Source organism: Mycolicibacterium peregrinum (genome assembly GCF_001665625.1).
In the GTDB taxonomy this organism is placed as follows: Bacteria; Actinomycetota; Actinomycetes; order Mycobacteriales; family Mycobacteriaceae; genus Mycobacterium; species Mycobacterium peregrinum_B.
In genome coordinates this window covers 89,527-103,281 of record NZ_LZSY01000159.1, presented here as the reverse complement: position 1 = coordinate 103,281, position 13,755 = coordinate 89,527, and the positions used below count along the sequence as shown (strand labels likewise).

18 protein-coding genes are annotated in these 13,755 nt (G+C 66.2%); 9 read left to right on the top strand and 9 right to left on the bottom strand.

Features of this window, described 5'->3' with window-relative positions:
• The first annotated feature begins 160 nt into the window (after positions 1–160).
• Positions 161–469 carry a protein UsfY gene (gene usfY, locus A5779_RS25420; RefSeq protein WP_064886496.1) on the top strand — a complete coding sequence of 103 codons (309 nt, stop codon included), beginning with the start codon at positions 161–163 and terminating at the stop codon, positions 467–469.
• Between the two features lie 79 nt (positions 470–548).
• Here usfY and A5779_RS25415 read toward each other — a convergent pair whose 3' ends face one another.
• Entirely contained in the window at positions 549–893 is a 345-nt protein-coding gene (locus tag A5779_RS25415; RefSeq protein WP_064886495.1) for a hypothetical protein, read from the bottom strand.
• Between the two features lie 50 nt (positions 894–943).
• Between A5779_RS25415 and A5779_RS25410 the strand changes: the two genes are divergently transcribed.
• A complete protein-coding gene (locus A5779_RS25410) occupies positions 944–1,930 on the top strand; it encodes an LLM class F420-dependent oxidoreductase (protein WP_064886494.1) in 987 nt (328 codons plus the stop codon).
• Here A5779_RS25410 and A5779_RS25405 read toward each other — a convergent pair.
• Positions 1,898–2,446: a DUF6328 family protein gene (locus A5779_RS25405; protein ID WP_064886493.1), complete on the bottom strand. Its 549-nt coding sequence runs from the start codon at positions 2,444–2,446 to the stop codon at positions 1,898–1,900. The two genes, A5779_RS25410 and A5779_RS25405, sit on opposite strands and share 33 nt — an antisense overlap.
• Positions 2,447–2,656: 210 nt before the next feature.
• Here A5779_RS25405 and A5779_RS25400 point away from each other — a divergent pair, with 210 nt between their 5' ends.
• Entirely contained in the window at positions 2,657–3,091 is a 435-nt protein-coding gene (locus tag A5779_RS25400; protein WP_064886492.1) for an ATP-binding protein, read from the top strand.
• A 26-nt stretch (positions 3,092–3,117) separates the two neighbouring features.
• Positions 3,118–3,840 carry an RNA polymerase sigma factor SigF gene (locus tag A5779_RS25395; RefSeq protein ID WP_236734879.1) on the top strand — a complete coding sequence of 241 codons (723 nt, stop codon included), beginning with the start codon at positions 3,118–3,120 and terminating at the stop codon, positions 3,838–3,840.
• Here A5779_RS25395 and A5779_RS25390 read toward each other — a convergent pair.
• Positions 3,811–4,233, bottom strand: coding sequence for an STAS domain-containing protein (locus A5779_RS25390; RefSeq protein ID WP_064886490.1), 423 nt, complete (start codon positions 4,231–4,233; stop codon positions 3,811–3,813). The genes A5779_RS25395 and A5779_RS25390 overlap by 30 nt on opposite strands.
• Positions 4,234–4,429: 196 nt before the next feature.
• Between A5779_RS25390 and A5779_RS25385 the strand changes: the two genes are divergently transcribed.
• Positions 4,430–4,978, top strand: coding sequence for a nucleotidyltransferase family protein (locus A5779_RS25385; RefSeq protein ID WP_064886489.1), 549 nt, complete (start codon positions 4,430–4,432; stop codon positions 4,976–4,978).
• 3 nt (positions 4,979–4,981) lie between these two features.
• Here A5779_RS25385 and A5779_RS25380 read toward each other — a convergent pair whose 3' ends face one another.
• The 3 genes from A5779_RS25380 to A5779_RS25370 form a co-directional block, all read right to left on the bottom strand.
• Positions 4,982–5,968 carry a malate dehydrogenase gene (locus A5779_RS25380; RefSeq protein ID WP_064886488.1) on the bottom strand — a complete coding sequence of 329 codons (987 nt, stop codon included), beginning with the start codon at positions 5,966–5,968 and terminating at the stop codon, positions 4,982–4,984.
• Entirely contained in the window at positions 5,965–6,297 is a 333-nt protein-coding gene (locus tag A5779_RS25375) for a hypothetical protein (RefSeq protein WP_055111886.1), read from the bottom strand. The genes A5779_RS25380 and A5779_RS25375 overlap by 4 nt, the downstream gene beginning before the upstream one ends.
• Positions 6,298–6,416: 119 nt before the next feature.
• Positions 6,417–8,210, bottom strand: coding sequence for an acetyl-CoA carboxylase biotin carboxylase subunit (locus A5779_RS25370; protein WP_064886487.1), 1,794 nt, complete (start codon positions 8,208–8,210; stop codon positions 6,417–6,419).
• Positions 8,211–8,413: 203 nt separating this feature from the next.
• Between A5779_RS25370 and A5779_RS25365 the strand changes: the two genes are divergently transcribed.
• Positions 8,414–9,142 (top strand): DUF6199 family natural product biosynthesis protein, encoded by a 729-nt coding sequence (locus A5779_RS25365; protein WP_064886486.1) that lies wholly within the window; start codon positions 8,414–8,416, stop codon positions 9,140–9,142.
• Between the two features lie 6 nt (positions 9,143–9,148).
• Here A5779_RS25365 and A5779_RS25360 read toward each other — a convergent pair whose 3' ends face one another.
• Both A5779_RS25360 and A5779_RS25355 read right to left on the bottom strand, forming a co-directional pair.
• Positions 9,149–9,559 carry a SufE family protein gene (locus A5779_RS25360; protein ID WP_064886485.1) on the bottom strand — a complete coding sequence of 137 codons (411 nt, stop codon included), beginning with the start codon at positions 9,557–9,559 and terminating at the stop codon, positions 9,149–9,151.
• A gap of 2 nt (positions 9,560–9,561) precedes the next feature.
• Complete coding sequence (locus A5779_RS25355; protein WP_064886484.1) at positions 9,562–10,461, bottom strand: sulfurtransferase; 900 nt, start codon at positions 10,459–10,461, stop codon at positions 9,562–9,564.
• 103 nt (positions 10,462–10,564) lie between these two features.
• On the opposite strand from A5779_RS25355, the gene A5779_RS25350 reads away from it, so the two are divergent.
• On the top strand, positions 10,565–11,299 hold the full coding sequence (locus A5779_RS25350; protein WP_064886483.1) for a DUF6199 family natural product biosynthesis protein: 735 nt from the start codon (positions 10,565–10,567) through the stop codon (positions 11,297–11,299).
• Position 11,300: 1 nt separating this feature from the next.
• On the opposite strand, the gene A5779_RS25345 is transcribed toward A5779_RS25350, so the two are convergent.
• On the bottom strand, positions 11,301–11,528 hold the full coding sequence (locus A5779_RS25345; RefSeq protein ID WP_234927067.1) for a hypothetical protein: 228 nt from the start codon (positions 11,526–11,528) through the stop codon (positions 11,301–11,303).
• A 394-nt stretch (positions 11,529–11,922) separates the two neighbouring features.
• Between A5779_RS25345 and A5779_RS25340 the strand changes: the two genes are divergently transcribed.
• Together A5779_RS25340 and A5779_RS25335 are read left to right on the top strand one after the other, a co-directional pair.
• Positions 11,923–12,453: a histidine phosphatase family protein gene (locus A5779_RS25340; RefSeq protein ID WP_165609188.1), complete on the top strand. Its 531-nt coding sequence runs from the start codon at positions 11,923–11,925 to the stop codon at positions 12,451–12,453.
• 184 nt (positions 12,454–12,637) lie between these two features.
• Entirely contained in the window at positions 12,638–13,747 is a 1,110-nt protein-coding gene (locus A5779_RS25335; RefSeq protein ID WP_064886480.1) for an alpha/beta fold hydrolase, read from the top strand.
• Positions 13,748–13,755 lie beyond the last annotated feature (8 nt).

Genomic DNA, 13,755 nt, shown 5'->3' with positions numbered 1-13,755 from the left:
GACGGGTGCCGTCGGGGCCGGGTCGTTCGCGCAGCGCACGGGGTTCTGTAACTGCAGAAGGCGATCATGCTGGTTTTGTCGCCAGAGTCGCCCGGGAGATCTACCGTGGAAGGCAGCCCATGTACGGCAGGTGGGGCGAGAAATGGCGGAAGGAGCAGCCATGCATGGCCCAAAAGATCCAGTTGACCACGCCCGGACAACCCGGCCGCATGCCGGCGAGTCGATGAAGGACAACGTGATCATGCCCGCGCTGGTACTGATCCTCGTGGGGTTGGTGCTGTTCGTCGGCACTCTGGCGGCGTTCGCCACCGGCCATTCCGATGTCGGATTGATGGTGGGCACATTGTCCGCCGCCGGATTCCTCATCGGATCGATGTGGCTGGCGCTCGAGCACATGCGTGTACGTCGCATCGAGGATCGCTGGTACACCGACCATCCCGGCGTCATGAGGCAGCGGCCCAGCAGCTGAGCATTTCGACGAGCGACCCGGCCGCTGTGCGGCCGGGTCCCTGTCTTGCGATGCGGTGTGGCTCAGGATGCGGTGTGGCTCAGAAGGTGAGTGCCAGCACCGCGAAATCGATTGCCAGCAGTGCCAATCCGATCACCGGGACCAGAACGCCGTAGCGCAGCCGCGCAGTGAATATCGATACGGCGATCGTGACCACGGGCACCACCGGCGCGCCGTAGAACAGAATCCCGAACCAGAATTCGCCCGGGCCCTTGTCCGCGCACGCCTCGCTGGTGCACCCGGCCATGCCCATCACCGCACCCATGCCGTACAGGAATACCAACACGGCCGCGGGGACGGTCAAAACCGCCAGCACCCAGCTGATCGAGATCCGCATCCGCCGCTCGCCGGTGCGCTCAGTCTGCAGAGTCTGTGATTCGGTCATGGTGTCCGCATACCCAGTTTCATGAGCTTCTGCACGGGTATTCCTGCGGCATGGCCAGATTCGGATACACCTTGATGACCGAGCAGAGCGGCCCACGACAGCTGGTCGACTACGCGGTATCCGCCGAGCAGGCGGGCTTCGACTTCGAAGTGAGCAGTGACCACTACAGCCCGTGGCTGGCGAGTCAGGGACACGCTCCCAATGCCTGGCCGGTGCTGGGCGCGGTCGCCCACGCCACGAATACCGTGCAGCTGTATTCGTATGTGACCTGTCCGACGATCCGATATCACCCGGCGATAGTCGCCCAGCAGGCCGCCACCGTGCAGATCCTGGCCGACGGCCGGTTCACCCTCGGTCTCGGCAGCGGGGAGAACCTCAACGAACACGTGGTGGGGCAGGGGTGGCCCACCGTCGAGCGTCGCCTCGACATGCTCGCCGAAGCCATCAAGCTGATTCGAGAACTCCTGAGCGGGGACCTGATCGATTTCCGGGGCGAGTTCTTCGAGGTGGACTCTGCGCGCATCTGGGACGTGCCGGAAGTGCCGGTGACCATCGCCGTCTCGATGACGGGTGAGAAATCCGTCGAGAAGCTCGCCGTGGCCGCCGATCACCTGATCAACGTCGCTCCCGACCGGGAGATCGTCGAGGGCTGGCAGGAGCGTCGTCAAGCCACCGGCGTGCTGCCCGAGGGACGCGTGATCGGACAGGTTCCGGTGTGCTGGGATCCAGACCGGGTCGCGGCGGTGGAGCGAGCCCATGACCAGTTCCGTTGGTTCGGCGGCGGCTGGGCGGTCAACGCCGATCTCCCGACCCCGGCGGGATTCGCGGCGGCAACCAAGTTCGTGCGTCCTGAGGACGTGGCCGATGCCATCCCGTGCGGACCGGATCTGGACGCGATCGTCGCTGCGGTGGCGCCGTACCGTGACGCCGGATTCACCGATATCGCCCTGGTCCAGATCGGTGATGAGGGACAGCAGCGCTTTCTCGACGAGGCGGCGCAGCCGCTACTGGCTGCGCTGCGCGCGGAACTCGACTGAGGACCCGGTCGTCGACATCGGATGACCCAGCCGCATCGCAAACGGCAGCAGCAGCCAGACGCCGATGAACGTCAGCAGGGCGATGACCCCCGCGATCACTCCGGCCTCACGCCCGGCAACCGTGTCGAAGATCAACTCGGTCACCCCGGTCATCGCGAGCCCGAGCAACACCAACCCGATGAACGCGCACCGATGCGCGGCGGAGACCAGCAGGTTCAACCGGTGCCGGCGGAACAGGATGCGGTGCATCCCGACCGGGGCGACGAGCAGCGCGGTAGCAGCGGCCGAACACGCGACGGTCACGAGATAGACGTCCCGCATGGGCTCGTCGAGCATCGAGAACCGTTCCTGGAACGGCAGAGTCAGCAGCAGGCCGGTGAGCAGCTGAACACCGGTCTGCACGACCCGCAGTTCCTGCAGCAGACTGCTCCAGTTACGGTCAAGCCGTTCGGCTTCCGTTTCATGCCGGGCGGTCTGGTCCCAGCGCTGATCCAGCTCGGGACGGTCCGGATCCATAAGTTCGATAATCCCACGTTTGTCACAGGTTTCAGCTTGCGCCGCGATGGGCATCCCTGGCCGGAGTCCCACGTGGGGCTGCGCAGGAAAGGAACAGCAGTGTCGAAGTCGAGACCGACATCATCGCGACGCGTTGTGGTCAGCAGTGCGGCCTCGTGAGGGCCGGGTCCCCACCTGGGATACTGTCGATCCGAGATGTCGGGAGGTGAGATGGCCGACGAACGAGGCCAATCCAAGCCGCTGAACCGCGCGGAGCGGTCAGTGGAGATTCGGGTCGCTGCCAGGCTGGAGAACCTGGCTGTAGTACGTACACTTATCGCTGCGGTAGCAGCATTCGAAGATCTTGATTTCGACGTCGTCGCCGACCTCCGGTTGGCCGTGGACGAGGCCTGCACGGCATTGATTCGGGCCGCGTTGCCGGATTCGACCCTGCGACTGACGGTCGACCCCCGTGAAGAAGCCGTGGTGATCACCGCTTCGACCACCAGCTCGGAGACCGCGGTGGTCGAGCACGGCAGCTTCAGTTGGCACGTGCTGAGCTCCCTGACCGACGAAGTCAACACCTTTACCGACGGTGACGGGTCCGACGCCGGACAGGTACACGGCATCACCCTGACGACGAGGCGAGCGAGCCTGCTGCGGTGACGTCGGAATATGCGGATGTTCGCGACATGTTTCGCGAACTGAGCGGACTGTCCGAGGACTCGCCGGCCCGCGAACGTCAACGTGAGCGGATCGTGGAGCGGTGCCTGCCGCTCGCGGATCACATCGCACGGCGATTCGACGGTCGCGGCGAACCGCGCGAGGACCTGGTCCAGGTGGCACGTGTCGGCCTGGTCAACGCGGTGAACCGGTTCGATGTCGAGGCCGGATCGGACTTCGTGTCGTTTGCCGTGCCGACGATCATGGGGGAGGTCCGGCGCCACTTCCGCGACAACAGTTGGTCGGTGAAGGTGCCACGGCGGCTCAAGGAGCTGCACCTGAGGCTCGGCACGGCGACCGCGGAGCTGTCCCAGCGGCTGGGTCGCGCCCCGACGGCCTCTGAGCTCGCCGAGGAACTCGACATGGACCGCGAAGAGGTGATCGAAGGCCTGGTGGCGGGCAGTTCGTACAACACGCTCTCGATCGACAGCGGCGGCGGCGGCGACGAAGACGCGCCTGCGATCGTGGACACGCTCGGCGATCTGGACGATGGGCTGGACCAGATCGACAATCGGGAAACGTTGCGGCCGTTGCTCGCTCAACTACCTGAGCGGGAACGGACAGTGCTGCTCCTGCGCTTCTTCGAATCCATGACGCAGACCCAGATCGCTGAGCGGGTCGGTGTCTCGCAGATGCACGTATCGAGGCTGCTGGCGAAATCGCTAGCGCGACTTCGTGACCAACTGCAGTAGCGGGGTTTTGCCGTTCAGCGTGGACAGGGCCGCAGCCACGCTGTAGCACGTGTGCCAGTCCGACTCGGGGTCGCAGATACAGAGCAGTCGGTTTACCGGCTTGCTGGGTACCAGAACCCAGTCGATATCGCGGACGGAGCATTGCGCTTCGATGGCCTTGAGAGCGGAAAGCCCTGCGGTGCCGAAGAACTCGACCTCTGTCAAGTCGACGGCCAACCGCTCGACCTCGCCGGTGTGTCGCAATGCGTAGTCGGCGAACTCGTTTGCGTTGGTGGCATCGATCTCACCGTGAGCGCTGATCACCGCGGTTGACGGCGGCAGTCGGCGGGTCGAAAACCCGGCCTGCGAATTGTCGGTCCGGTCGATCAGTGCGTTTGTCGAAAAGACGGTCATTCTTAGCTCCATCAGTCGTAATACGCGTATTCGAACTGTTGGTGCGGCGTCAATCGACAAGAATGCGAGTTCCCGCGCGTATGCCGTTGACGCCCGCCGCGGCTGTGAACTCAACCTGTCTTGGACCCTACCGCGATCAAGGTCATCGGACAATTTGTCTGAGTGGATTCTTAGAGTTCCAGTTCAGACTGTTCGCATGCCGAACGCCGACGCAGCCGTCGCTGGGGTGGTGCTGGCCGCCGGTGCGGGCAGCCGCTTCGGGATGCCGAAAGTTCTTGGCGAAGAGGGTGTTTGGCTTCGCCGCGCGGTGTCCGCACTCTCCGGCGGCGGCTGTGACGATGTGATCGTGGTACTGGGCGCTGCCGTGGTGGACGTGCCTGCGCCGGCCCGCGCCGTAGTGGCCGCAGGTTGGGCCGACGGCATGAGCGCATCGGTCCGCGAAGGGCTCGCCGCCGCGGGCGATGCGCAATGGGTCATCCTGCACACCGTCGATACGCCGGACATCGGCGCCGACGTCGTCGCCCGGGTCCTGGCTGCGGCGCATGGCTCCGGCTCCGGCCTGGCCCGCGCCATCTACGAGGGCCGCCCGGGCCACCCCGTCGTCGTGGCCCGCAGGCACCTCGCTGAGCTCGCGGGCACCCTGGACGGAGACCAGGGCGCCCGGGCATTTCTCGGCGGCCGCGACGACGTCGTCGCGGTGGAGTGCGGTGACCTCGCCACCGGCCTCGACATCGACATGCGCTGACCGCTACAGCAGGCCCAGTTGTTCGACTGCGTGGCGCTCTTCGAGGAGCTCGGCCACCGACGCGTCGATCCTGGCCCGGGAGAACTCGTTGATCTCCAGGCCCTCGACGATTTCCCAGCGGCCGTCGACCGCGCGGACCGGAAGCGAGGCGACCACGCCCTCAGGCACCCCGTACACGCCGGGGGATGGCAGAGCCACCGAGGTCCAGTCGTCGGCGTCGGTGCCGTCCACCCAGTCCCGGACGTGGTCGATGGCGGCGTTGGCAGCCGACGCCGCCGACGAGGTGCCACGCGCCTCGATGATCGCGGTGCCGCGGGTGGCCACGGTCGGGATGAAATCGTTGGTCAGCCAGTCGGTGTCAGCGGCGTACTCGGCTCCCGGGCGCCCGTCGACCACCGCGTGGAAGATGTCGGGGTACATGCTCGGGGAATGGTTGCCCCATACGGTCACCCGGGACACGTCGGTGACGTGCACACCGGCGTGCGTGGCCAGAGCGGCGACAGCGCGGTTGTGGTCGAGCCGGGTCAGCGCGGTGAATCGCTCGGACGGAATGTCGGGCGCGTGGGCCGCGGCCACCAACGCGTTGGTGTTGGCCGGGTTGCCGACCACGACGACGCGCACATCTGTGGCCGCGCCTGCGTTCAGGGCCTTGCCCGACTCGGCGAAGATCGCGGCGTTGGCCGCCAACAGGTCGGCGCGTTCCATGCCTTTACTGCGGGGCCGGGCACCGACCAGCAGCGCCACGTCGACGCCGTCGAACGCCTGCACCGGGTCGTCGTAGATCTCGACGTCGACGAGCCCGTCGAAGGCGCTGTCGACCAGCTCCATGACCACGCCCTCGGCCGCGCGGATCGCGGCAGGCAGTTCCAGTAGGCGTAGCTTCACCGGCACGTCGCGTCCCAGCAGGGCACCGGCACCGATGCGGAACAGCGCGGCGTAGCCGATCTGACCGGCCGCGCCGGTGACCGTGACGACCTTGGGGGCGGTCACGTGTGCACCTCCAGCCCGAGCACCTGCGTCGCGTAGCGCCGCACGGTGTCCTCCGAGATCGCGGCGGCGTCCTCGAATCCCGGCCTGCCCCGGCTGCTCAGGAATCCGGTGACGGGATCGAGGATGACCTCCGCGAGCAGTTCGCCGCTGGTCGGTTCACAGACGGCCCACGTGTACCGGGTGTCATCGGCCCAGCCGTCGGCGGCATCGTGCACGTAGTCCAGGTCGTCCTCACCCAGGTCGGTGAGCGCCGGCCGGTCGTCGACACGGTCGTCGGCGCGCAGCCCGCGCAGATACCACTGGCCGTTGTTGATCTCCACAGGTTCCACGGGACCTCCACCCTGGCGTCAAACGCCTTCACGAATGCTGTCACGAATGCCGAATGGCCACTTACGGCACAAGATTCAACAGAATCCGTGCCACAAGTGGCCATTCGGCGGGAAAAGAATTACTTGATCTCGGCGATCACGGTGCCCTGGGTGATGGCGGCACCGGCCTCGACGGCCAGCCCGGTGATGACGCCGTCCTTGTGGGCGGTCACCGGGTTCTCCATCTTCATGGCCTCCAGAACCACCACGAGGTCGCCTGCGGCCACCTCCTGGCCCTCCTCGACGGCAACCTTGACCACGGTGCCCTGCATCGGCGCGGTCACCGAGTCGCCCGAGGCCGCCGCACCGCCGCTGGCGCCGCGCTTGCGGGCCTTGGGCTTCTTGCGAATCGCGCCGGGGGCAGCGCCGCCGCCTCCGCCGATCGCCAGGTCACCGGGCAGCGACACCTCGAGGCGACGCCCACCGACCTCGACGACCACGGTCTGGCGAGGAATCGTGTCCTCTTCCTCGATCGGGTCGCCACCGGTGAACGGCTCGACGGTGTTGTCCCACTCGGTCTCGATCCAGCGGGTGTGGACGGTGAAACCGTCCTCGTCGCCGATGAAGGCGGGGTCGGACACCACGGCCCGGTGGAACGGGATGACGGTGGCCAGTCCCTCGACGTTGAACTCGGCAAGGGCGCGGCGGGACCGATCCAGGGCCTCCTCGCGGGTGGCGCCGGTGACGATCAGCTTGGCCAGCATCGAGTCGAACTGACCGCCGATGACCGAACCGCTCTCCACGCCGGAGTCCATCCGGACGCCCGGGCCGGTCGGGGCCTCGAACTTGGTGACCGGGCCGGGGGCGGGCAGGAAGCCGCGGCCGGCGTCCTCACCGTTGATGCGGAACTCGAACGAGTGGCCGCGCGGCGTCGGATCCTCGGTGATGTCCAGGGCGTCGCCGTTGGCGATCTTGAACTGCTGGCGCACCAGGTCGATGCCCGAGGTCTCCTCGGTGACCGGGTGTTCGACCTGCAGACGGGTGTTGACCTCAAGGAAGGAGATCAGGCCGTCCTGGCCGACCAGGTACTCGACGGTGCCCGCACCGTAGTAACCGGCCTCCTTGCAGATGCGCTTGGCGGACTCGTGGATCTCCTTGCGCTGCGCGTCGGTCAGGAAGGGGGCCGGGGCCTCCTCGACCAGCTTCTGGAAGCGGCGCTGCAGCGAGCAATCGCGGGTACCGGCGACGACGACGTTGCCGTGCGTATCGGCGATCACCTGGGCCTCGACGTGCCGCGGCTTGTCCAGGTAGCGCTCGACGAAGCACTCGCCACGACCGAACGCGGCGACGGCCTCACGGGTCGCCGACTCGAACAGTTCGGGGATCTCCTCGAGCGTGCGGGCCACCTTCATGCCGCGACCGCCACCGCCGAAGGCGGCCTTGATCGCGACCGGCACGCCGTACTCCTTGGCGAACGCCACGACCTCGTCGGCGTCCTTGACCGGGTCCGGGGTGCCCGGCACCAGCGGTGCCTTGGCCTTGGCGGCGATGTGGCGCGCGGTGACCTTGTCCCCGAGATCCCGGATCGACTGCGGGCTCGGCCCGATCCAGATCAGCCCGGCATCGAGCACGGCCTGGGCGAAGTCGGCGTTCTCCGACAGGAAGCCGTAACCCGGGTGGATGGCGTTGGCGCCGGACTTCGCGGCAGCGTCCAGGATCTTCTCGAAGACCAGGTAGGACTCGGCTGAGGTCTGGCCGCCCAGTGCGAAAGCCTCATCGGCAAGCCGTACGTGTGGTGCATCGGCGTCAGGCTCGGCGTACACGGCCACGCTGGCCAGTCCTGCGTCTTTCGCGGCGCGGATCACCCGGACCGCGATCTCCCCGCGATTGGCGACCAGCACCTTGGAGATCTTTGAGCTGGCGTGGTTGGCCACGGTGCCTCCTCGGCAGTGTTCTCTAAGAAACGTCTTTAAGAATCTATCGCGGGCAGTTTATGCGCCGCACCTTGGCGCTTGCCAAACCGGTATCGGTTACCGGCGGGTAGGTTTCGCGCTGGATTTCTCGGTGGACACATCAGTCCTGTTGACGGGCTGAAATGCTGTCGCGACCGACAGTCCGACGCTATTACTGTCGGTCTGTGGGTGTGGGGATTTTTCTGATTGTCGTGGGCGTGTTGGTGGGCGGCGTGATGGCGGCGGCACCACGGGGCATCTGGTGGGCCACCCAGTCCTGGAGGTTCCGCAATCCCGCGGCCAACGAACCGAGCGACACGGCTTACGGGATGACGCGGGTCGGCGGTGTCCTGCTCATCCTCCTGGTGCTCGTTCTGGGTGGCCTGCTCATCGGGGACGGGATGTCGAAGTCGGCCGCCGGCAAACGCCAGCAGGAGGCCGAAGCGCAGCAACGGGCGGCCGAGGCGGCCTTCGTGGTGCCACCGCCGGAAGAGCGTGGTCGGCTGCCGGTGATCGGCTATTTCGCCGAACCAACGCCCACCGGCATGCGGCGGGTCTATGTGTATTACCTGGCGCCCGGGGAGGCGGTGCACCATTACGTTCGCACGATGTCGGACAAGTTCAGCTACCCGTGCTACACCTCGGCGAGCGTGACGAAGGCCGACGGCGACCGGACGAGTGTGTATCCCGAACTCTATTGGGCGCCAAAGGAACTCGGCGATATGTCGAAGTCGGACAGGTGCCGCCCCGGGGCCGGCCTCAATGTTCACGCGGTGTCGTTGCGCGACGTGACGGCTGAGGCGACGATCGTCACCGACTCGGCGATCGCCGACAAGGATGGAACCGAGGTGATGCCCGCGGCGCCGGGCAACATCGTCCCCAAGCTCGCCAAGGCACTGCGAACGAATCCCTGACGCCGCTCAGGCGCCGCGCAGCCGCCGCTTGATCCGCGTCAGCATCGCCGACATACCGCGTAGCCGCAGCGGGCTGATCAACGCCGCCAGGCCCAGCGCGGTGTAGAAGTCGTCGGGCACCGCCAAGATGTCATCGGCGGACTGACCATCCAGACCGGTGGCCAGGATCGCGGCGAAGCCGCGCGTCGTAGGAGCCTCCGGGGGAGCGCTGAAGTACAGCCGCACCTTCCCCCGGTCGGACGCGTCGACATCGAGGAACAACGGGGACTGGCACTCCGGAACCGGCTCCATCGCCGCTTCCTCAAGATGAGCCGGCAAGGGCGGCAGCTCGTTGGCAAACTCCAGCAACAGCTGCAACTTGTCCTGGCCGGCCACCTCCTGGAAGTCGGAGACAACCTCGGCCAGGGCGGCCGGCATGGTCACGGAGCTTCGCCCGGATCCGGTCCGACAGCCACCGGGACCCGCACGGCATTACCCCACTCGGTCCACGATCCGTCGTAGTTGCGCACCCCGGGAAGCCCGAGCAGGTGCGTCAGCACGAACCAGGTGTGGCTGGAGCGCTCACCGATGCGGCAGTAGACGACTGTCTCCGGGGTCACGCCGTCGGACGGCTTGAGGAAGCCGTAGAGCTCCTCAAGCTCGGCGCGACTGCGGAACTGGCCGCTGTCCCGGGCAGCCTTGGCCCATGGGATCGACTTCGCGGTCGGAATGTGCCCGCCGCGAAGCGCGCCCTCTTCCGGGTAGTCGGGCATGTGGGTGCGTTCGCCGGTGTACTCCTGAGGCGAGCGGACGTCGATCAGCGGCTGCTTGCCGAGGATGTCCAGCACGTCGTTGCGGTAGGCCCGGATCGGGGCGTCGTTGCGCTCCACGACCGGATAGCCGCTGGACTGGCGGGTGGGTACCTCGAGCGTGGTGTCGCGGCCGTGGGAAACCCACAGGTCGCGGCCGCCGTCGAGCAGGCGCACGTCGGGGTGGCCGAACAGGGTGAACACCCATAGGGCGTAGGCCGCCCACCAGTTGCTCTTGTCGCCGTAGATGACGACGGTGTCGTCGCGGCCGATGCCCTTGCGGTCCATCAGCTCGGCGAACTGCTCACCGTTGATGTAATCGCGCACATTGGGGTCATTGAGGTCGAGATGCCAGTCGATCTTGACCGCACCGGGGATGTGGCCGGTGTCGTAGAGGAGGACATCCTCGTCGGATTCGACGATGGCCAAGCCGGGCCGACCCAGGTTGCTGGCCAGCCAGTCGGCGGTGACCAGGCGCTCCGGATGGGCGTACTCGGCAAGAGTGGGGCTGGGATCAGCAGGCAGCGGCACACCATGAGCGTACCGTCGGTCCGGATATTCGCGGTGTGGCAGTGTCGGTGACCGGCGCGGATTGCCGCATCGGGGCCCGTTGTGCGGCCTTAGGCTGCTTGTCGTGGCGCTTGCGATCCTCTGCCTTGTCATCGGTATCCCGCTGGGCCTGTTCATGCTGCTACGGCCGAGGAAGATCTGGTGGGCCACCGAATCGTGGAAATACAAGAATCCCGATGCCAACGAACCCAGTGAAGCCGGCTACGGCATGCAGGCCCTCGGCGGCTTGTTCGTCATCGTCGCAGCGCTCATCTTGGCCTGGCTGGCGTGGTCGACGGACCGCGACAAGACCGAGGCCGAGGCCGAGCAGAAGAAGAAAGACGACTGGGACGCGGCGGTGGCGGCGTACAAGCCACCGCCGCCGGAGAATCGTGGGGCGCTTCCGATCATCGGCTATGTGGAGAAGCCGCAAGGGGCGTCACGGGTCCTTGAGGTGTATTACCTGCAACCGCCGAACGTGTTTCAAAGTGGCTTCAAAGAGTTCATGCACAACCCGAAGGGCCGCTACCAGTGCGTGACCCACGTCAGCCGGTTTGCGCCCGGAGGCGTCAATCCGGCGCCGATCACGGCCTACCTGAGCTGGGAGCCTGATGTGCCACAGGTCGACAGCGCCGCGTCCGACGCGTGTAGCACCCGCGATATCGCGGAGTCGACCGAGATCGAGACGCAGCCCATCTATGTGGATCCGGGGGTGCAGTTGGTCACCGACTCGCCCATCGTCGACCCGCACGGGACGGTTCTCGTGCCTGCCAAGCCCGGCAACGCGGTGCCGAAACTCGACGCGCCGCCCAGGCGGTGAGTCACGCGGTGAACGCCACCTCGTAGGCCACGGCGAATCGGCGGGCGCCGTTGTTGGCGCGGAACAGTGAGCCGCCGTTCTGAGACCAGGTCACCACGCGCAGCAGACGCTTGCCGGGAGACAGGCGCTTGGAGATGATGTCGGCGAATGCGGCGCGCAGCCGCTCCAGATCGCAGGTCTCGAAGTCGCGTGCTACGCGAACATCCCACATTGTTTCTTCGACTGGCATCGGCCCAGTGTCAACCCGAGGTTGAGACTATTCGGGACATCGGCACGGCGTGCCGCCATTCGAAAGGTTGCAGTTTGGTCACTGCTGCATCACCGGTAACAAGGGTAGGCGGTTCCGGTCAGTGGGATTTTGCATGCGACGGACGGCGAGCCATCGGCAAGCTTGCTCGCCAGCGTCAGCCAAATGGCAAGGCGGCAACCGAGTTCCGTGAGATTGCGAACTGGAAGGTCGATCGATGACTGGAAGATCGAACCGAGCAACCGCGACCGCCCGCAGAATCGCAACGGCCATCGCGCTCGTGTGTGGGCTGTTCCTGGCTGGTGGGGCAGGGGTCGCGAACGCGGCCCCGGATCGAGGACCCATCGTGGTTTACATCGTCGAGCACGGAGAGCCCGTGTTCAGTGACCCAACCATGCCGTTGTCCGCCAACGGGATCCATCACGGCAAGGCCGTCGCCGCCGTGCTGCGCGATGTCAGTTTCACCAACGTCTATTCATCCAGCGCATTGCGATCGAAGCAGACGGTGTCTTATACCGCGGGTCCGCTCGGGTTGCCGGTCGTGCAGCTGCCCAACAGTGATCCGGGCACCCCGGCCGAAGCGGCGGCGGCGCCGATAGCTCAAGCCGTGACAGACCTTCCGGCGGGTAGCACCGCATTGGTGGGTGGCAATACGGAGAACATCTATCGCATCATCAACAAACTGGGAATTCCCGTCGCCGACGGGTGCGGCCCGAACCAGCAATGCGTGCCGTGTCTGGACAAGACCTGTTTCACCGCGAACGATCTCAACAGCATCTGGCGAGTCACGATCTACCCGGCGAGCTCAGGCCTTCCGGCCGGGATGAAGCTGAAGCCGACAGTCGAGCGCCTGCACACCGAATCGCCCAACGTCATGAACCCGCCGCGGCCGGCAGCGGGCGGATGAGCAAGGTCGACTACCGAGCTCGCGTCCGGGTGGGCTGATTGCCAGGGGGCGGTGGCGTAGAACGGAACTACATTGAGCCCCAACGCATGAGGCTACTCGGGTAGGTGCTGTGGCGGCGGTTCTCGTCCATCAGGTTTGCAAATGCCCTGTCGGGGTACACCCGCTCCAAAACGAAGGAGCCGGGATGGACGCGGTGGCAACCGATCTCGCGGGACGAAGGGTGCGCTTCGAGCATCACGTGCTCGAACTCGACGATGGCCTCCAGGTCGGGGTCTCGATCGGGGGCCACGGCGTGCCCATGGTCTTCCTGCACGGCCTCGGCCTCAACCGGCGGCATTACCTGCGATTGCTCAACCGTATCGCCGCACTCGGATTTCTCGTCGTGGCGATCGACGTTGCCGGGCATGGAGACACTGTCGATTTGCCTTGTGAGGCAGATGAATTGAACGACCGCACTGATTTGGTGTTGCGCACGCTCGATGTACTCGGTATTCGGCGTGCCGTCCTCGCCGGTCATTCGATGGGCGGCCGGATAGTCATACAACTCGCCGCGATCGCACCCGACCGAGTACTTGCGGCGCTACTCATCGACGCTGCGGCAGGGGCGTCGTTCGACGCCGCCCTTGAGACGACCATGCGGTCACCGCGGCTGATGATGCGCGCCGTGGCCGGAGCCGTCTCCGACATGTATCGCGACCCGATCTGGATGAAAGTGGCCGCCGTCAACCGATACCTGCGAATGCTGACCGCGGTGTCGATGGGCAAGATGCTGCCGCACACCGGTTTCGTCGGCGCCGCGCGCGCCTTGATGCGATCCGACAAATGCGGCTCCCTACTGCGAAAGTTGCGGGATCGGGAGGTCCCGACGATGGTGCTGCACGGGGAAAGCGACGGCATAGTGCCGTTCGAGTGCGCGGTGGAACTGGCGGATGAGGCCGACGCGACGCTGTACCGGATACCCGGCGCCTACCATTCTTGGCTGATCAACGATCCGTGGCGGGGCGCCGATGCGGTGCGCCAACTTCTCGATCGCGAACTCGGTGCAGCCCTGCGCTGCGAGGCCACCGCGGTCGGCCTGGACGACTGGCGCGACGCGCAGGCGTGGGAGACGGCGTTGATCGAACCCGACGCGTGGGTGCACCGGCTCTCCGCCGGAGCCAAGACGATCGGGGCCGGTCGGCGTCAGCGTGTCGAGCGCGTCGAGATGGAGCTGATCCGGCGGGCGTCGAAGGAGGTCGTGCGGATCGCCGCAGCTCGCACGGCCAGAAGAAGGCGGGTCGCACGCCCGGCATGAGGGTTTCA

What these genes read in the sequence shown, in the direction of transcription:
- A5779_RS25335 (WP_064886480.1), top strand. Translation starts at nt 12,638, where the DNA reads ATGGACGCGGTGGCAACCGATCTCGCGGGACGAAGGGTGCGCTTCGAG.
- usfY (WP_064886496.1), top strand. Translation starts at nt 161, where the DNA reads ATGCATGGCCCAAAAGATCCAGTTGACCACGCCCGGACAACCCGGCCG.
- A5779_RS25400 (WP_064886492.1), top strand. Translation starts at nt 2,657, where the DNA reads ATGGCCGACGAACGAGGCCAATCCAAGCCGCTGAACCGCGCGGAGCGG.
- A5779_RS25385 (WP_064886489.1), top strand. Translation starts at nt 4,430, where the DNA reads ATGCCGAACGCCGACGCAGCCGTCGCTGGGGTGGTGCTGGCCGCCGGT.
- A5779_RS25410 (WP_064886494.1), top strand. Translation starts at nt 944, where the DNA reads ATGGCCAGATTCGGATACACCTTGATGACCGAGCAGAGCGGCCCACGA.
- A5779_RS25395 (WP_236734879.1), top strand. Translation starts at nt 3,118, where the DNA reads ATGTTTCGCGAACTGAGCGGACTGTCCGAGGACTCGCCGGCCCGCGAA.
- A5779_RS25360 (WP_064886485.1), bottom strand. Translation starts at nt 9,559, where the DNA reads ATGCCGGCCGCCCTGGCCGAGGTTGTCTCCGACTTCCAGGAGGTGGCC.
- A5779_RS25390 (WP_064886490.1), bottom strand. Translation starts at nt 4,233, where the DNA reads ATGACCGTCTTTTCGACAAACGCACTGATCGACCGGACCGACAATTCG.
- A5779_RS25405 (WP_064886493.1), bottom strand. Translation starts at nt 2,446, where the DNA reads ATGGATCCGGACCGTCCCGAGCTGGATCAGCGCTGGGACCAGACCGCC.
- A5779_RS25345 (WP_234927067.1), bottom strand. Translation starts at nt 11,528, where the DNA reads ATGCCAGTCGAAGAAACAATGTGGGATGTTCGCGTAGCACGCGACTTC.
- A5779_RS25415 (WP_064886495.1), bottom strand. Translation starts at nt 893, where the DNA reads ATGACCGAATCACAGACTCTGCAGACTGAGCGCACCGGCGAGCGGCGG.